General features: G+C 71.2%; 14 protein-coding genes. 11 read left to right on the top strand and 3 right to left on the bottom strand.

The window, feature by feature from the left end:
* Positions 1-45: 45 nt before the first annotated feature.
* Positions 46-1,896, top strand: a complete 1,851-nt coding sequence (locus tag G4D85_RS07645) for an FTR1 family protein (protein WP_164009546.1) — start codon at positions 46-48, stop codon at positions 1,894-1,896.
* 34 nt (positions 1,897-1,930) lie between these two features.
* Positions 1,931-2,683: a GlsB/YeaQ/YmgE family stress response membrane protein gene (locus tag G4D85_RS07640; protein WP_240359136.1), complete on the top strand. Its 753-nt coding sequence runs from the start codon at positions 1,931-1,933 to the stop codon at positions 2,681-2,683.
* A 10-nt stretch (positions 2,684-2,693) separates the two neighbouring features.
* On the opposite strand, the gene G4D85_RS07635 is transcribed toward G4D85_RS07640, so the two are convergent.
* Positions 2,694-4,220 carry an MBL fold metallo-hydrolase gene (locus G4D85_RS07635; RefSeq protein ID WP_164009542.1) on the bottom strand — a complete coding sequence of 509 codons (1,527 nt, stop codon included), beginning with the start codon at positions 4,218-4,220 and terminating at the stop codon, positions 2,694-2,696.
* Positions 4,217-5,512, bottom strand: a complete 1,296-nt coding sequence (locus G4D85_RS07630; protein WP_164009540.1) for an HD domain-containing protein — start codon at positions 5,510-5,512, stop codon at positions 4,217-4,219. Before G4D85_RS07630 ends, G4D85_RS07635 begins: the two co-directional genes overlap by 4 nt.
* Before the next feature lie 148 nt (positions 5,513-5,660).
* Between G4D85_RS07630 and G4D85_RS07625 the strand changes: the two genes are divergently transcribed.
* From G4D85_RS07625 to G4D85_RS07605, 5 genes are all read left to right on the top strand, one after another.
* A complete protein-coding gene (locus G4D85_RS07625; RefSeq protein ID WP_164009538.1) occupies positions 5,661-6,740 on the top strand; it encodes a D-alanine--D-alanine ligase family protein in 1,080 nt (359 codons plus the stop codon).
* The gene (locus G4D85_RS07620; protein ID WP_164009536.1) at positions 6,652-7,119 is read left to right on the top strand and encodes a GNAT family N-acetyltransferase; all 468 of its coding nucleotides are present in this window, start codon (positions 6,652-6,654) and stop codon (positions 7,117-7,119) included. The genes G4D85_RS07625 and G4D85_RS07620 overlap by 89 nt, the downstream gene beginning before the upstream one ends.
* Positions 7,120-7,182: 63 nt before the next feature.
* A complete protein-coding gene (locus tag G4D85_RS07615) occupies positions 7,183-8,664 on the top strand; it encodes a transglutaminase family protein (RefSeq protein ID WP_205525461.1) in 1,482 nt (493 codons plus the stop codon).
* A gap of 139 nt (positions 8,665-8,803) precedes the next feature.
* Complete coding sequence (locus tag G4D85_RS07610) at positions 8,804-10,057, top strand: hypothetical protein (protein ID WP_164009531.1); 1,254 nt, start codon at positions 8,804-8,806, stop codon at positions 10,055-10,057.
* A gap of 251 nt (positions 10,058-10,308) precedes the next feature.
* Positions 10,309-11,631 (top strand): polysaccharide deacetylase family protein, encoded by a 1,323-nt coding sequence (locus G4D85_RS07605; RefSeq protein WP_164009529.1) that lies wholly within the window; start codon positions 10,309-10,311, stop codon positions 11,629-11,631.
* 16 nt (positions 11,632-11,647) lie between these two features.
* Here G4D85_RS07605 and G4D85_RS07600 read toward each other — a convergent pair whose 3' ends face one another.
* Entirely contained in the window at positions 11,648-13,741 is a 2,094-nt protein-coding gene (locus tag G4D85_RS07600; protein WP_164009527.1) for a thioredoxin domain-containing protein, read from the bottom strand.
* A gap of 168 nt (positions 13,742-13,909) precedes the next feature.
* Between G4D85_RS07600 and G4D85_RS07595 the strand changes: the two genes are divergently transcribed.
* From G4D85_RS07595 to G4D85_RS07580, 4 genes are read left to right on the top strand one after another with little or no spacing between them, the layout of a single operon-like run.
* Positions 13,910-15,241, top strand: a complete 1,332-nt coding sequence (locus G4D85_RS07595; protein WP_164009525.1) for an ArnT family glycosyltransferase — start codon at positions 13,910-13,912, stop codon at positions 15,239-15,241.
* A 50-nt stretch (positions 15,242-15,291) separates the two neighbouring features.
* Positions 15,292-16,251: a prenyltransferase gene (locus G4D85_RS07590; protein ID WP_164009523.1), complete on the top strand. Its 960-nt coding sequence runs from the start codon at positions 15,292-15,294 to the stop codon at positions 16,249-16,251.
* Positions 16,248-16,973 (top strand): ferrochelatase, encoded by a 726-nt coding sequence (locus tag G4D85_RS07585; protein WP_164009521.1) that lies wholly within the window; start codon positions 16,248-16,250, stop codon positions 16,971-16,973. Before G4D85_RS07590 ends, G4D85_RS07585 begins: the two co-directional genes overlap by 4 nt.
* Entirely contained in the window at positions 16,970-17,866 is an 897-nt protein-coding gene (locus G4D85_RS07580; protein WP_164009519.1) for a prenyltransferase, read from the top strand. The genes G4D85_RS07585 and G4D85_RS07580 overlap by 4 nt, the downstream gene beginning before the upstream one ends.
* Positions 17,867-17,870 lie beyond the last annotated feature (4 nt).

Genomic DNA, 17,870 nt, shown 5'->3' with positions numbered 1-17,870 from the left:
GTCTCAAGATTGAAATACAGTCCCTCGGCTGGTAGACCGGGGGCCATGAATCGCGCTGCCCTGCCCTTGGTGTGCCTGCTGCTCGCGCTGCCCCTGTCCGCCCGCGCGGAGGGAGCATCCGAGGAGCGCACCTGGCACCGGCTCATCGGCATCCTCCAGTACCTGGAGGCGGACTACCCCCTCGCCATCGAGTCGCAGTCAGAGTTCGAGCTGGCGGAGCAGAAGAGCTTCGCGGCCGAGGCGGTGGATGCAGCGAGTGGACTGGGCCCCTCCGCCGCGGCCTTCCTTCCGCGCGTGAAGGCCATCCAGGCCCGCGTGGACCAGGCGCAGGACGCGCCGGGCGTCAGCCGGGACTGCGGCACGCTGGTGGAGGACCTGGTGGTCGCGGGCGGCCTCGCACGCAGCCCGCGTCGGCCGCCGGACCTGAAGCTCGGCGAGGCGCTCTTCCGCACCAACTGCGCGGCCTGCCACGGCGCCGACGGCCGCGCGGACGTGCCCATCGCCGCCAACATGGAGCCCGCCCCCGCCAACTTCCAGGACGCGGAGCTGATGGGCGGCCTCACCCCCTACAAGGCCTTCAACACCACCAGCTTCGGCGTGCCGGGCACGGCGATGCCGGCCTACCCCACCCTCTCCGAGGAGGAGCGCTGGTCGCTCGCCTTCTTCGTCTTCACCATGCGCCTGCCCCCGTGCGAGGGCACCCCGCCGAGCGCCTCGCTGGAGCGGCTGGCCAACACCACCGATGACGCGCTGGTGAAGGAGTACGGCCAGGAGCACCTCGCGTGTCTGCGCCGCAAGCTCCCGGACGCGGACGAGGAGCGCTCGCTGCTGGTGGCCCGCGAGGGAATCGAAGACGCCATGCGCAAGGGCGCCGCGGGCGACATCGCGGGCGCGAAGGCGGCCGTGCTGGACGCGTACCTCAACGGACTGGAGCCGGTGGAGCCCAAGCTGAGCTCCAGGGACCCGGCGCTGGTGCGCAAGCTGGAGGAGGGCTTCCTCCGGGCGCGGCTCGCGGCGGAGAGCGGCAGCCCCCACCTGCGGGACGAGGGGCGGGAGCTGGTGACGCTGCTGGACCAGGCGCGCCGGAGCACCGGCAGCGCGGCGGACCTGGTGTCCACGATGTGGCTGACGCTGCTCATCATGCTGCGCGAGGGCTTCGAGGCCACCATCATCGTCGCGGCGCTGCTGGCGGCGCTGAAGAAGATGAAGGCCACCGAGCACGTGCGCGTGGTGCACGCCGGCTGGATATCCGCGCTGGTGGTGGGCGCCATCGCCTACGTGCTGGGCCGGCACCTGCTGGCCGGGGCCCAGCGCGAGTGGATGGAGGCCGTGGCCGCGCTGCTGGCGGTGGGCATGCTGCTGTACGCGGCGCTGTGGCTCAACGCGCGCTCCAACATGAGCCAGTTCATGGGCGAGCTGCGCCAGAAGATGCAGGGCGCGCTGGGACGCGGCAGCCTCGCGGGCCTGTTCTTCATCTCCTTCACCGCCGTGCTGCGCGAGAGCTTCGAGACGGCCATCTTCCTCCAGGGGCTCGCGCTGGACTCGCCCGCGGGCGTGGCCTGGGGCGCACTGCTCGGCGTGGTGGCCATCCTGGTCCTGGTCCTCTTCATCAACCGCGTGGGCTACCGCCTGCCCATGAAGACGCTCTTCAACGCGTCCACCGTCATCCTCGTCGTCACCGCCGTCATGCTGCTGGGCAAGGGGCTGCACTCGCTCCAGGAGGTCGGCGCGCTGCCGCTGATGCCGCTGCGCTTCATCACCGTGGACCTGCTGGGCATCTACCCGGACGTGGTGTCGCTCGCACCGCAAGTCCTGCTGGCCGTGGCGCCCCTGGCCCTGCTGCTGCTGCGCCGCCGGGGCCGTGCGCAGCGCGTGTCCGAAGTGTCCGCCGGCTGACGCGACGGCGGCCGCGCCTTGCGGTAGCGTGGCGATGGTGAAGCTTCCTCGCGCGCTCTCCCCATGGCTGGCCGTCCTGGTCCTCTCGGGCCCCGGAGCCTCCTGGGGACAGCAGGCCCCCCAGGAAGAGCCCGGCCAGGCCCCGGCTTCCGAGCTGACGCCCCCGCCGCTCGTCCCCATCCCCCCTCCGGGCACGGCGGACGCGAAGCCCGCGCCGGAGGGCGCGGAGTCGGGTGGCGAGGACGCGCCCACCCCGTCCGTGAGCGAGCAGGCCCTGCCGGGCCGCGCCGCCGTGCCTCCGAAGGACCCGGTGCCCCGGGTGGCCATGGAGGTGGTGGGTGGCACCGCGGGCGGGCTCATCGCGGGCACGGTGGGGCTGGCGGCGGGCTACGTCCTCGCGCTGCCCACGGTGGGCTGCGACGAGTGCCGTGTCGTCGCCCTCGTGGGTGGCTTCACGGGGGTGCTGATGGGCATCCCCGCGGGCACGTGGCTGGGCGGTCGGCTCATGGGCGGCAAGGGCCAGTTCCTCGCCACCGCGGGCGGTAGCCTGGTGGGCTGGGGCGGCGCGCTGCTGGGCTCGCTGCTGCTGTCAGACGCGGCGGACAGTGATGCCCTCGCGCTCGCCCTGCTGGTGATGCCCATTGCCGGCGCCACGGCGGGCTATGAGCTGTCCAACCCGTCCGAACGTCCCCCTGCCGTGCCCCGGGCCTCGGAGCGCGTCCGGGTGCTGCCCGTGGCGGGGATGACCGAGCGCGGCCCCCGCCTGGGGCTGATGGGCCGCTTCTGAAGGGCCGCGACTACACGCGGAAGTACTGCAGCGACTCCTCGCGCACGCGCCCTTCCTCCATCAGCTTCTCCAGCGTGGCCAGCGCGCTGCGCTCGGCCACCGGGTGCAGCAGCGGCGGCGTGTCCGCGTAGGCCGTGGCCACCACCTGCGCCAGCGTGACGCCCTCCGGCGGCACCGCCTGGAGGATGAGCGACTCGCGCAGGGCGCGGTGGTTCAGGTACTCCTGCAGCTTCGCGGGCCCCTCCGGCAGCGGCGGGCCGTGCGCCGGGTACAACGTGGTGACGGGCCAGTCCCGCAGCCGCGCCAACTGCGCGAGGTAGTCGCGCATGTTGCCCTCGGGCGGGTCGATGACGATGGAGCCCACGCCCGCCACCATGTCGCCCACCACCGCCGCGCGGCTCTTCTCGTCCACCAGACACACGTGGCCCTGCGCATGTCCCGGCGTGTGCAACACGCGCCAGCGCTGCGGCACGTCGCCGGCCAATTCCAGCACCTCACCGTCCTCCAGCAGCCGCTCCACCGGGAAGTCCAGCCGGTCCGCGGTGCGCGCATGGCACCACAGCGGCACGCCCAGCCGCTCCTTCACCGCGCGCGCCCCGCCGACGTGGTCCCCATGGTGGTGGGTGAGCACCACCGCCACCGGCCGGAGGCCCTCCGACTTCAGCCCCGCCAGCAGCGACAGGAGCTTCGCGTACTGCTTCACGTCCGAGGAGCCCGGGTCCACCACCAGCAGCTCGCCATTGCCCAGCACGTACGCATTCGTGTGCGTGGCCGGCGGCAGCGTGGGGGTCTCCAGCGCGATGACGCGCACGCCCTGCTGGAACTCGATGCGCTGGGCCACGTAGCCCGGGCAGTACGGCGGCGTCGTCATCCGCGCCCGCGCGTCCGCCTCGTCCGTGAAGGCGCCCAGCACCTGGAAGGCATGCAGCGCGGGCGGGTGCAGCAGCGCCGTGCCGTCTCCCCACCGCGCTAGCGCGTCGGCCGGCGTCACCCAGGAGCCCTCCGCCAGCTCCCCGGGCCACCACTCGGCCCGCGCGTGCGCCGGCATCTCCACCAGGTAGAAGCGCGTGTCGAAGCGCACCGGCAAGGACGGCGGCGTCACCCAGCGGCCCGCCGCCCGGAAGTCGTCGGCCCGCAGCGCGAGCCCCTCCGCCTTCAGGAGGTCTCCCCAGCCCCGCTCCCCCGCCAGCAGCGCCTTGCGCAGCTCCGTCACCCGCCCGGGCGCGAGCGCCTCCGCGCCCTCCGCCACCAGAACTCCGGCCTCCTCGAACAGCTCGCGCGCGGCCGCCGAGCGCAGCGCCGCCTCCTCCCCCGTCGCTCCCCGCATCGGGACGTCGGCGTCCGCCGCGTCCAGCTTCCCCCCGGGGAAGGCGTAGAAGCCGCCCGCGAAGGCGAGCGCCTTGCCACGCTTCACCCAGTACACCTCCACGCCCGTGGCCGCGCGCCGGTACAGGACGGCCACCGAGGACGCTCGGGGCTCGGGGGGGATGTGACTTGAGTCCAGGCCGAGGCCCAGACCGGGGAGACGCTCACTCATGGTTGCACCGTCTGGCCAAGGAGCTGGCCCATCAGCTCGTGTGCCTTCTCTGCCTGGTCCGGCCGTACGTACAGCCGGCTGAGACGCACCGCGCCACTGTAGCGCTGGTACAGGGGGGTGTAGCGCGCCACTTCCGTCAGCCGCCCGGTGGAAGCGTCGATGATGAACAGGCTCGGCCCCTTGCCCCCCGGACCGGAGGCGTACTTGCTGAGGACGTTCATGGACTCGACGACGTAGTGCTCGAAGTTGTGAGAAACCAGTGCGCTTCTCAGCACGTCCAGGTCGTACCCCGTGTCGCGCTCGGTGAACTGGGCCAGCAGCTTGAAGCCCTGCCGCCGGCTGATGCGCTCGGCCCACCGGTTCTTCGAGCGGCGCAGCGTGTACCAGAGCGCCGCGTCGTCACAGAGGAGGAAGTCCTCCGGGTCCGACGGAATCTCGAACTCGCCGGGCGACTCCTCGTAGTAGCGCCGCAGCATGTAGTCGAAGTTCACCGACGTGTGGTGCAGGTACACCGACACGAACATGTGGTACCGGCTGAGGAGGAAGTCCTCGAAGGCGAAGGCCGCCGCCCGGCTCAGCGCGAGGTACGCCCGCCCGTCCTTCATCGCCGGGTTGAGGTTGCTGATGATCCAGTCCATGTCGTACCGGCCGTAGTTCACCCCCGTGTAGAACGAGTCCCGCAGCAGGTAGTCCATCCGGTCCGCGTCCAACTCGCCGGAGACAATCGCGCGCAACAGCGGCGCCCAGTCCACGCCCTGGTGGGTGAAGCCCGGGTCCTTGGGCGGCTTCGCGCCGGTAATCAGCGCCACGGACGCCATGGGGGTGATGCCCAGCGAGCCGAAGTGCCGCTCGATGATGGGCGTCAGCGAGCTGTCGAGGAGGATTTTCGCGGTGTAGTCCTCGTGGGTGGCCAGCTCGCCCTCCGCCGTGGAGTCCAGCCAGGAGGGCAGGCGCAGCAGCGAGCGCTTCGGGGCAATCCGCTCGGAGGCGTGGGACAGCGGCATGTGCCCCAGGTCGTGGCAGAGCACCGCCAGCCGCACCGCGGCGCAGAAGCGCTCCCGAACGTCGTCGGGCAGCGAGGAGCGGGCGGCCACCGCGCCGAAGACGCGCGAGGCGACATGCATGGCGCCCAGGGAGTGGACGTGGCGGGTGTGCGTCGCCCCCGGGAAGGCGAGGTCCCCGAAGCCCAGCTGGCGCACGTAGCGAAGCCGCTGGTAGTGGCGGCTGTCGATGACGGCCTTCTCCGGGTCGCTGACCGGAATGGTGCCGTGGATGGGGTCACGGATGCGCATGGTTCTCTTTCCATACTCCTGGATACCTCTCCGGGAGGTAGCCAACCGTACTTCATACCCTTCCGGGAGGTAGCCCAGGAGGTAGCCGACCGTCGGCTGCGGACTGGGATCAATCCGGGGGACGTGCTAACCCTTCGGGCACTTCCGAATGCACATCATCCTGTTGCACAACCGCGACCACGACCTCCTCGAGGACGACCCCGGACGGGAGGCCCGCGAGGATGTCGTGCGCGTCGCTTCGGCGCTGGCCGAGGCCCTTACCCGGGGTGACACCCTGGCCGAGCCGCTCGCCATCGAAGGCGACCGGCTGGACTTCGTGGACACGCTGCGTCGGCGCCAGCCGGACCTCGTCGTCAACCTCTGCGAGTCCCTCGCCGCCGACAGCCGCGGGGAGATGGCCGTCCCCTGCCTCCTGGACGCGCTCGGGCTGGCCTACACCGGCTCGTCCGCCCTCTCGCTCGGGCTGGCCCTGCACAAGCCGAAGGCAAAAGAGGTGATGAGCGCGCGCGGCGTGCCCACCCCCGCCTTCCGGGTGGTGCAGCGCCTGGAGGACGCGCTCGCCGTGGACCTGCCCTGGCCCCTCATCGTCAAGCCCGCGCGCGAGGACGCCAGCGTGGGCGTGACGGGCGACTCCGTCGTGCACGAGCGCTCGGCGCTGGTGCGCGCCTGTGACGCGGTGCTCCGCAACTTCCACCAGCCGGCCCTCGTGGAGCAGTTCATTCCCGGGCGGGAAATCTATGTCCCGCTGCTGGGCAACCAGCCGCGCCAGCCGCTGCCGCTGACGGAGATTCACTTCGGCCGTACCTTCGAGGAGCGGCCCAACATCGTCTCCTACACGGCGAAGTGGGAGCCGGAGTCGGCCGAGTACCAGGATACGACCAGCGGCCCGTGCCAGGTGGATGCAACACTGGAAGCCCGCTGCGTGCAGGTTGCGCTAGAAGCCTTTGCAGCACTGGACTGTCAGGACTATGGACGGGTCGATCTCCGGGTGTCCCCGGAGGGCGTGCCGTACGTCATCGACATCAACCCCAACTGTGACCTCCATCCGAGCGCAGGGTTCGCCAAGGCCGCCAAGGCCGCGGGCATGGACTACCCGACCCTGGCCGCCCGTATCGTGGAGGTCGCTCTCGAGAGAGCACATGGATATCCGGCCACTCGTCGCAAAGGACAAGGAGCCCCTCGCCGCTCTGATTCGAAAGATCGAAACCTTCTCGCCGCAGGAGGTTGAGGTCGCCATCGAGCTGGTCGGCATCGCGCTCACGCCGGGCAACACGGACTACTCCGTCATGGTCGCGGACCGGGGCGGGCAGCTCGTGGGCTACGTCTGCTACGGCCCCACGCCGATGACGGAGGACACGTACGATTTGTACTGGATTGCCTCCGCGCCGGAGGTGCGGGGCCAGGGAGTGGGCGCCGCGCTGGTGTCCGCCATGGAGGGGGACATCCGCCGCCGCAACGGGCGCCTCATCCGCGTGGAGACGAGCGCCACGGAGGCCTACGGCCCCACCCGCGGCTTCTACGCCTCCATGAAGTACGGCGAGGAAGCGCGCATCCGCGACTTCTACAAGGTGGGGGACGACCTCATCATCCTCACCAAGCGGATGTAGCCGGACGGACGCGTTGAGGGGCGGTTGAAGACAACGGCCCCTTCCCTCGTTAGAAGGGGCGTGATGACCCGTCCGCCCCGACTGATGTCCCTGGCCCTCGTGTCCCTGTGCGCCCTGCTGGCGGGCGCTGCTCCCGCGTCCAAGGCAACCCCGGCGAAGGCCGAGGTGTCGGACGCGGTGAAGGCCCCCCGTCCCAAGGGGGGCGAGTACTTCGGCCTCTACCTCATGGACAAGAAGGTGGGCTGGCTCTTCACGGACCTGGAGCTGCTCCCCGGCGAGCCCGCGCGGGTGAAGGTCACCAACCAGCTCGTCTTCAAGGCCATGGTGGCCACGCGCGTGTCCGAGCGCATGCACCGCGAGGAGCGCTTCTACGAGGCGAAGCCCGGCGGACGCCTGCTGTCCTTCACGGTGACGCAGAAGGGCGACGGTGGAGACCAGACGCTGGAGGGCACCGCCACGCCCGAGGGCGTGCGCGTGGTGCGCAAGCGCCCGGGCCGCCCGGACGAGCTGCTGAAGCAGCTTCCCCCCGCTCAGGAGCGCGTGGAGGACGCGGACTCGGTGCGCGTGGCCCTGCAGCGCAAGGCCAACGTGAAGGGCTTCTCGCTGGACGGGATGGATTTGGAGACCTACGGCATGGCCACCACCCTGGAGCCCTCGGAGCAGCGGGTGCTGAACGGGGTGAAGGTGAAGCTGAGCCGGGCGAGCACGCTGTCGGAGAAGGAGAAGGTGCCGGTGACGTCCTACGTCACCGGGCGCGGGGAGATGGTGCTGGTGGAGTTCGGCCAGACGATGCAGGCGCGCAAGGAGACGGAGGCCGTCGCGAAGCGGCTGGACCTGGTGGAGGTCTTCGGCCTCACCCGCGTGGTGCTTCCCAGGCCGCTGCCCGAGTCCGCGCGCGCGGTGCCCGGCAGCGTCACCCTGGTGGTGCAGGGGCTGCCGGAGAAGTTCCGCGAGGAGACGTACCGGCAGAAGTACAAGCCGCTCCCCGACGGGCGGGTGGAGGTGACGCTGTCAGCGGCGGCGCCCGCGCAGAAGGCCCGCAAGCCCCGGCCGCTGGCGGACCCGGACGGGGGGGAGAACCTCAAGGCCACCCTCATCGTGGAGAGCGATGCCCCGGCCATCCGCGAGCTGGCGAAGAAGATTGTCGGTGAAGAGAAGGACGCCTACGTCGCGGCGCAGAAGGTGAACACCTGGGTGGCCACGAATCTGGAGAAGGACTACGGCGCCAGCGCGGACCGGGCCACGGACGTGCTGAGCCAGCGGCGCGGGGACTGCACGGAGCACTCGCTGCTGTCGGTGGCGCTGCTGCGCGCGGCGGGCATTCCCGCGCGGCGCGTGGACGGCGTCATCTACATGGTGAACCAGGACGGAGTGCCCGCCCTCTACTGGCACGAGTGGGTGGAGGCCTTCGTGGGCGAGTGGACCCAGCTGGACCCCACCTTCAACCAGCCGGTGGCGGACGCCACGCACTTCGCCTTCGGCGAGGAGGGGAACGCGGAAATCACCCCCCTCATCGGCACCCTGAAGGTGACGGACGTGAAGTGAGCGCCGGCACGCGCTGAGCGCCTTGGTGGGTGGCAACGGCCCTGGGGTGCTCGCGCCCCGTCCGACAGCCCACTGTTCAGCCACCGCGACTTCGACTATTCAGCGGCCCGCCTCAACCAACCTGAGGGGGGTCAAATCCATGCAGAAGCTGAAGACGGCGTTCGCGGTGCTTTCGCTCGCGGCAATCACGGGATGCAGCAACAGCGGTGAGGGTCGCATTGTCGGGTTCGTGGTGGACGGCCAGAGCGGCCAGCGCCTGAACTTCTTCAAGGCCGACGACGCCAAGAACAACATCGACGACGACGACGAGTCGAAGTCCCAGGTGTACGCCGTCATCCAGGGCGAGTTCCGCCGGGCGAAGCCCTGTGGCGAGGGCGACCTGTCGCAGGAGAACAGCATCGAGGCGGACGGTTGCTACCAGATTGAAGGAATTCCCCTGGGTGAGGAGTTCCCCATCTTCGTGCAGACGCCGGGCTACGAGCGGTTCATGGGCCGGTACACCATGCAGACCTGGCACGAGGAAATCGAGCAGGAGAGCGCGCAGGAGGTGGTCAACCTCCGCGTGTTCCCCACGGGCTTCGCGGTGGACTACCGCTTCCTGGTGAACCTGAACGGCCGCGCGGTGCCGGACGTGAAGGTGAACTGCCAGTACCGGCTGGAGCAGGGCAACGCGCTGCAGACGGCGGGCAACTTCCTGCCGCCGGAGGCCACGGGCAGCACCACGGTGAGCGCGACCACGGACGCCAACGGCGTCGCGGTCATCCCGGGCGCGCAGCTCGTCAACGGCGCCTCGTACCACTGCGAGGCGGTGCTCAACGGCGCGGTCGACGGCCGCGTGCTGTCGGGCCAGTCGGACATCGTCGCGGGCATGAGCCAGTCGGAGCAGGCCATGTCCGTCACCAGCCCTGGCACGACGGACCAGAACTTCTACGCCGTGTTCTCCAACGTGGACGACCCGGACGCGCTGCTGGGGCGTGACGGCAAGCTGGTGGTCACCTTCAACCGGCCGGTGGAGCTCGCGCCGGGGACGGCGGACTGCCAGGTGGCCACGCTGCTCACCGCGGACCGTGACGCCGACGGCAACATGGGCCGCTTCGTGCCGAACCAGGCGAACAACAACGCCTCCGAGACGGCCACCGCCGAGGTGTCCGCGGACGGCCTGACGCTGACGGTGGGCTTCAAGCAGCCGGAGACGCCGTTCGACGCCGATGACCGCAACACGCTGGTGAGCTTCAGCGGCATCATCGTGCGCCCGCGCGGCGCGGCGGACACCATCCAGGCGCGCTACATCGGCGCGCTGGGGGCCTGCACCGAGGCCAACGTGTACGGCAACGCCCAGCCGCTGCGCAACGTGCGCGCGGGTGGCCAGGAAGACACCATCCGGCTGTTCTAGTCCTCACCCCTCCACGTGAGTGACACCGCGGGGCGCGGGGCCTGAACGGGCCTTCCGCGCCCCGCGTGCGTTTGCGCCCTTCCTGCCGCGCAGGGTGCGCGGCCCTTCTGGCGTGGGGGCCTGCCCCGCTCTGCCTCCTCCCCGTCACGGGCCCCCCTCGTGCCCAGCTTTGTCCTGTGGCCCCCGCGCGGGTGGCCCGTGCCTCCGGCGCGGTGGGCTGTCGTGACATCCGCCATCCAGAGGGGGGCACCATGGGAACCACAACTCTCGGCAAGGCGCTCGCGCCAGGCCAGGTCATCGTCTCGCTGAACTTCGATGACTGTCTTTCCAGTCAACTCCAGGCCGCGTCCATGCTCGAAGCACGAGGCATGCGCGGCACCTTCTTCATCAACAGCGCCAGGCTGGGCATGTCCGGCCGCCTCACGCTCGACCAGGTGCGCGCCCTCCGGGACGCCGGGCATGAGATTGGCGGCCACACGCTGACCCACCCGCGCCTCACCACGCTCTCCGCGGACGACCAGCGGAAGGAGATCTGCAATGACCGGGTGGCCCTGCTCAACGCCGGCTTCCGGGTGACGTCCTTCGCCTACCCGTTTGGCGACAAGGACTCCTTCACGCGGCAGGTCGTCATCGACTGCAACTACAACTCGGCCCGGGAGAGCGGCGGCCTGCGCTCGCCTGGTGGCAGCAGCAGCAACCCGTATGGCGAGCCCGTGCCTCCCGCGGACGCCTACGCGATTCGCACCCACGGCTCCGTGCAGAACACCACCACGCTCGACACCCTCAAGGCCTGGGTGCTCAACGCGGAGAACTCCAGCGGAGGATGGGTGCCCATCGTGTTCCACCACATCTGCGCCCCGTGCGACCCGCCCCAGCAGTACTCCATCTCCCCGGCCAACCTCACCGCGTTCCTGGACTGGCTGGCCCCCCGCGTCTCCCGAGGCACCACCGTCGCCCTGATGGACACGGTCATCGGAGGAACGCTGAAGCCTCCCGTCAGCTGGCCGCCGGTCGTGGCCCCGTCGCAGCTCTTCCAGAACCCATCGCTGGAGACGGACAGCAACGGCGACGGGACACCGGACTGCTGGCAGCGCGGCGGCTTCGGCACCAACACCTTCACGTGGACGCGGACCTCGGACGCCCACAACGGGAGCTGGGCGCAGCAGGTGCGCATCACCAGCTACTCCAGCGGCGACCGCAAGCTCATCAGCCTGCAGGACAGCGGCACGTGCTCCCCCGCGGCGACCACCGGCCACCGCTACCGCATCTCCGCCTGGTACAAGTCCACCACGCAGGTGCGGTTCAAGGCGTACTACCGCGACAGCGCGGGCGTCTGGGACTACTGGACCCAGGGCCCCCTGCTGCCGGCCGCCAGCAGCTACACCCGGGCCGAGTGGACGACGCCCGGAGCCCCCAGCGCGGCCCGCCGGCTCAGCCTGGGCATGGCGCTGGACCGGGTGGGCACCCTCACCGTGGACGAGTTCATGCTCACCGACGTCGACGCGCCGACCATGCTCCGAGAGGACTACCGGCGCACCGAGGAGGCGGAAGCCGAGGCCTCCGTCTCACCTTGAGCGCGTGGCCCCGTACTCAAGCTCCGCCCGGCGCCGCCACCAACCGCCGGGCCAGGGCCTCCGCGTCGGTGAGGGGCCGCTCGCAGACGAAGCCGCGGCACAGGTAAGCCGCGGCCCTGCCACCCACCGGCTCGCGGCCCTCGAAGACTTCCTTCAGCAGCGGCGGCACCGCTGTCCCCGGCTCCCTCCAACCAAAGGCGAAGGTGGGCGAGTACACGCGGTTCGCGGCGGCCAGCAGCGGCGCCACCGCCTCACGCGTGCCGGAGAAGGTGACGCCGGCCGCACCGTCCAGCAATGAGTCCGCCGCGAGCCCCAGGTAGCCGTAGCCCATGGCGTTCTTCACCAGCCCCTCGCGCATCCGCCCCACGTACTTCTCCGGCAGCTCCAGGTGTCGCTTCTCTCCGGTGAGAGCAGCCAGCTCCACCTGGGCCTCCGTCAGCGTGGAGGCGCCCGAGGGGAAGGCGTTGTCGAAGAGGCCATACGTCGCCACCACCAGGTCCTTCTGCCCCCGAGGCGCGGTGAGATACGCCGCCTTCTCCGCGTCCCAGAACAGCTCCACCGCGCGCCGGGCCAGGGCCTCCGCCGCCTCCAGGTATTTCACCTCGAAGGTGGCCTGGTAGAGCGCCGTCAGCCCCGAGGCCAGATTCCCATAGTCCTCCAGGAAGCCGTCGATGCGCGCCTGCCCCTCCTGGTACGAGCGCGCCAGCCGCGCCCCGTCCCACATCCTCCCGAGCACGAAGTCCGCCGCGGCGGCCGCCTGCCTCGCCCACTCCGGACGCTCGAAGACGCGCGCGGCGAGCGCCAGCCCTCGAATCATCAGCCCGTTCCACCCCGAGAGGAGCTTGTCGTCCCGCCCCGGCTTCACCCGCTGCTCGCGCACCGTGAAGAGGGCCTGCCGGGCGGCGGCCAGCTCCCGCGCCACCTCCTCCACCGGAAGCCCGCGCTCGCGCGCCAGCTCCGCCGCCGGCACCGCCACCTCCAGCACCGTCGTGCCGTGCTCGAAGTTGCCGGGCGGCGTGACGCGGAAGTGACGCAGCACCAGCTCCGCGCGCGCCGGGGGAAGCGCCGCCTGGATTTCCTCGGGGCGCCAGACGAAGAACTTCCCCTCCTCGCCCTCGCTGTCCGCGTCCTGTGCCGCGTAGAAGGCGCCGCCCGCGTCGGTCATCTCGCGCCGGACGTACTCCACCGTCTCTTCCACCACCTTGCGCCACAGCGGCCGGGGCTCCACCTGCTGCGCCTCCGCGTACAGGTGCAGGAGCTGCGCGTTGTCGTAGAGCATCTTCTCGAAGTGCGGCACCAACCACCGCTCATCCACGGAGTACCGGTGGAAGCCTCCGCCGAGCTGGTCGTAGATACCGCCCAGCGCCATGCGCTCCAGCGTGCGGAACACCCCGTCCTTCAAGGGCGCCCCGCCGCCGCGACGCCACGCGCGCAGCATCAGCGAGAGGTTCATCGGGTTGGGGAACTTGGGCGCGCCGCCGAAGCCACCGTGCACCGGGTCCACCTGCTGCGCCATGCCCCGGCCCAGGGCCACCACGTCCTCGGCGGACAGGGCTCCGGGCGCGGCATCCAGGCCGTATGCGGCCAGCTCGCCCAGGCCTTCCTCGAAGAGCCTGGACTGGTGCTGGACCTCCGACTGCTTGTTCACCCACGCGTCGTGCAGCGAGGCCAGCAGCCGGGGGAAGCCGGGCCGTCCGTACCTGTCCTCCGGCGGGAAGTAGGTGCCTCCATAGAAGGGCTTCAGGTCCGGCGTGAGGAACACCGTGAGCGGCCAGCCTCCACCCTGCCCCATGAGCTGCACCACGCCCTGGTAGAGCTGGTCCAGGTCCGGGCGCTCCTCGCGGTCCACCTTGATGTTGATGAACCCGTCGTTCATCAGCCGGGCCGTCTCGGGCGACTCGAACGACTCGTGCGCCATGACGTGACACCAGTGACACGCGGAGTAGCCCACCGACAGCAGGATGGGCTTGCCCTCGGCCTTCGCCCGCGCGAGCGCCTCCTCGCCCCAGGGGAACCAGTCCACGGGGTTGTGGGCGTGCTGCCGCAGGTACGGCGAGGGCTCCTGGCCCAGGCGGTTGGTGGGGCCGGAAGGCGGAGGGTGGGCGGCCATGGAAACTCCGGGGAAGGGGGCCTCCCTCGGAGATAGGAGGCACTCGGAGGGCGAGCAAGCTCAAAGGACGTAACACTCCGCTGGCCAACGGGCGCCCGGTGCGCTTTGTCCAAAGGCGTGAGCACGCCGTCCCCCTCCCCTGCGCCCTCCCTCGCTGCTGGCCCTGGCATGAAGGCATGCCTCGCCCTGCTTGGCGTGGCGATGGTGGCCAGGCTCGCCCTGTCCCTGGGCACGGACGTCTACTTCGACACGGCGTACTACTGGCAATGGGCCCGGCACCTCGCGTGGGGCTACTACGACCATCCCCCCATGGTGGCGTGGCTCATCGCCGCGCTGGGCCTTCGGGGCACGGCCCTGCTGTGTGGCGCGGGCACGGTGGCCGCGGTGTGGGGCCTGGCGCGCGACGTGTATGGCAACCGCGAGGTGGCCTGGCGCGCGGCGGCGCTGTGGAGCGTGGTGCCGGCCGGCGTGGTGGCCGGGGTGTGGGCCACGCCCGACTCGCCGCTGCTGCTCTTCTGGACGCTGGCGCTGTGGGCGCTGTGGCGCGAGCGCTGGGTCTGGGCGGGGCTGGCCTGCGGGCTGGCGCTGCTGTCGAAGTATCCGGCGGTGCTGCTGGGGCTGGTCTTCCTCGCTACGGCGGCGCGGGCGCGGAGGCTGCCCTGGGGGGCCTGGCTCACCGGAGCGCTGGCCCTGCTGTGCTTCGTCCCGGTGGTGCTGTGGAACGCACGGCACGAGTGGGTGGGCTTCCTCTTCCAGCTCCGCCACGGCTTCGGCGGGCGCGGCGGCTGGGCCAGCTTCGGCCAGTACCTCGCGGGGCAGCTCGCGCTCGGCGGGCCGGTGCTGTTCCCCGTCGCCCTGGTGTACGCGGTGCGAGGGCCCCGCGAGCAGTTCCTGCTGCGCATGGCGGCGGCGGTGCCGCTGCTCTTCTTCGGTTACGCGGCGGCGCGCACGCCGGGCGAGGCCAACTGGCCGGCGGCGGCCTACGTGGCCGCGTGCGTGGGCGTGGCCGGCATGCGCCCGGTGTGGCAGCGGGCCGTCGCGGTCTCGGGACTGGCGGTGGTGCTGGCGGTGGGCTCGCATGTGTTCTTCCCGGTGCTGCGCGTCGAGCAGCGCGACACGGTGCTCTGGCGCACGCATGGCTGGAGCGTGCTGCGCGAGCTGGCCACGCCTGAGCGACTGTTCCCCGGCCTGGAAGCACGCAACGTGGCCGCCATCTACGCGCCCGACTACCAGCTCGCCTCGCAGGTGGCCTACTACGCGGGCGCCGTCACGCACACGGGCCCGCCGGCGAGGTTCAGCCAGTACGACCTGTGGCCGCCGCCCGCGCTCACGCCCGGGCAGGAGGTGCTGTGGGTGATGGAGGAGGGAGGCCCGGGACCGCCCGACGAGCTGACGGACCGCTTCACCGCCATGAGCGACGCGGTGGAGCTGGTCAGCGGCTACCAGGGGCGCCCGCTGCATCGGTTCTGGGTGTGGCGGTTGTGGGGCCTGAAGCATTGACGCTGCCCCTCAGGAGGCAGAACCTTCGACGTCGGGGAGAGAGCGGACACATGCGCGTCGAGTCAATGGGCCCAGGTGAGCGGTGGTGGTACGCCCTCAAGCCCGCGAGCTGGCCGAAAGTGTTCGTCCCCGCACTCCTCGGGCAGGCCGTAGGTGCCGCCCACGCGGGTGGCATCTCCGTGGGAGCGCTCACCTTCGGCGTGCTGTGGATGCTGGCGGACGTCGCCTTCATCGTCCTGCTCAATGACTGGGGCGACCGCCCGGTGGACACGCTCAAGCGCCGCATGTTCCCCCAGGCCGGCTCGCCCAAGACGATTCCGGACGGCATCCTCCCCGCGGGCGCCCTGCTCGCCGCCGGACTTGGCGCCGGAGTCGTGGCGCTGCTGGTGGCCGCCGTGGCGGGCCCCGCGCTGGAACGGCCGTTGCTGCTGCCCCTCGCCGCGCTGGCCCTGTTCGTCTTCATCGCCTACACGCTGCCGCCGCTGCGCCTCAACTACCGGGGCGGCGGCGAGCTGCTGGAGATGGTGGGCGTCGGAGGTGTGCTCCCCGCGCTCCATGCCTATGCGCAGTGCGGGCAGTGGGCTCCCGCCGGGCTCGTGGCGCTGTGGCCGGGGCTGCTCGCGATGTCTCTGTCGAGCGCCCTGGCCAGCGGCCTGTCCGACGAGGAGAGCGACCGCGCCGGAGGCAAGCGCACCTGGGCTTCGCTCCGGGGCAACGCGGCGGCGCGTCGGGGCGCGGAGGCCCTGCTGGTGCTGGGCGCGCTCCTCTGGCTCGCGGCGCCCTGGATGGCTCGCGAGGCACCGCGCTTCGTCACCGTCGTCCCCGCTGCCGCGGTGGTGCTGTGCTTCGCCGCCCGTGCCTGGAAGCGCAGCCCGGGCGCGGTGACGAATGCCTTTGGCGCGCAGTCCGCATACAAGCTGGAGCTGCACCGGGCCATCTGGTGGGGGACGCTCGCCCTGTGCGGCCTGCTCCTGCTCGGCGGCCTGGGCCCGCTCGGAGCGTCGGCATGAGGCGGCTCGAGAACGAGCTGGTCGCCCGGCTGGAGCGACTGGAGCCGCTGCTCGGTGCCCGGGCCTCGCTCGCGCCGGACCGGGCTCGCGCGCCCACGCCTCGCGAGCTGGCCGAGCGGGTGACGGAAGGTCAGGGTGACGAGGCACGGCTGCGGGCCTTCACGGAAGGCCTCTGCGACATCGTCGAGGCGCTCGCGGCGGACTTCCCGGAGAACATCTTCTGGGACCTGGAGTACCCGGCCCGCTGCCTGTGGGATGCCGGGGAGCCCACCGACATGGAGGCCTTCACGCACCGGGTGGTGCGGCTGTGCCACGGCTTCGGCGCCCGCTCCACGCTGCGCTTCCGCTACGCGCATGACTTCCTCTTCGGCTACGACTGGGCCCGCTGGGTGACGCGCGAGCCCGCCCAACGCGCCACCATTCGCCCCTTCGATGCGTCCTTCCTCGAATACCTCGAAGGCCGTCGGGGGGAGCTGCTCGCCCTCGTCGCCAGCAACGATGAGAAGTACTCGCGGCTGCGGGGCACGGAGTTCCGCAATCCCTTCGGCTTCTCACGGGAGCCCGACGAGGAAGCGCGACTCCACGAGGCACTTGCCCGGGAGGACCTCATCCCGGTGAAGGCGTGGCGCCAGGACGGAGAACCCCGGTGGGACCGGCCCTTCGCCGACCTGCGCACGGAGGCCGCGCGTCGGCTGGGGCTGTCACGCGGGAGCCCGACATGACGGCCCTCAGGGCCTGGCTCCAGGCCTCGCGGCTGCCCTCGCAGTCCTACATCGCGCTCCCGCTGCTACTCGGACAGTTCGTCGCGAGCCGGTTGATGGGGCGCCCGCTGGACCTGGGGACGCTGCTCTGCGTCCAGCTCTTCGGGCTGCTCGACCAGCTCTTCATCGTCTACGCCAACGACTGGGCGGACCAGGAGACGGACCGCCGCAACCAGACGGCCACCCTGTTCTCCGGCGGCTCTCGCGTGCTGGTGGAAGGGCGGCTCTCGCCCCGAGCGATTGGCACCGCCGCCCTCGTCTGCGCCGGAGGACTGCTGGCGGTGTCCACGGGGCTCGCGGTGACGCGGGGAGTGCCACTGCTCGTGCCTCTGGCGATGGGAGCGCTCGCGCTGCTGTGGGCCTACAGCTATCCGCCGCTGCGGCTGTCCTACCGGGGCGGCGGTGAGTTCCTGCAGATGGTGGGCGTGAGCGGCATCCTCCCGCTCTACGGCTATCTGGCGCAGGGAGGAGACCTCGGCCGCTTCCCGTGGTGGCTCATCGCGTGCCTGCTGCCGACGCACCTGGCCTGCGCCATCGCCACCGCGCTGCCCGACGAGCCGTCCGACCGTGAGAGCCGGAAGCTCACGCTCCCCGCGCGGGTGGGCGGTGAGCGCGCCGCGTGGTGCATCGTGGCGCTGAATGCGCTCACGCTGGCGATGGCCCCGCTCGGACTGGAGGCGGTGGGCCTGCGCGTGGACCCGTGGCTGTTGCTGCCCGCGCTGGCGGCCCTGGGCGTGGTGCTGACACGGCCCGCGCCGCCCGGCTCGCGGCGCATGGTGGTCCGCGTGGCTGCCGCCATCACCGCCACCGTGGCCATGGTGTCCCTCCCACTCGTCGGACTGGCGTTCCGCTGAGGCC

It is taken from the genome of Pyxidicoccus trucidator (assembly GCF_010894435.1).
Classification (GTDB): Bacteria; Myxococcota; Myxococcia; order Myxococcales; family Myxococcaceae; genus Myxococcus; species Myxococcus trucidator.
The sequence above is the reverse complement of the archived record's forward strand: the minus strand, read 5'-3'. Positions and strand labels throughout refer to the sequence as shown.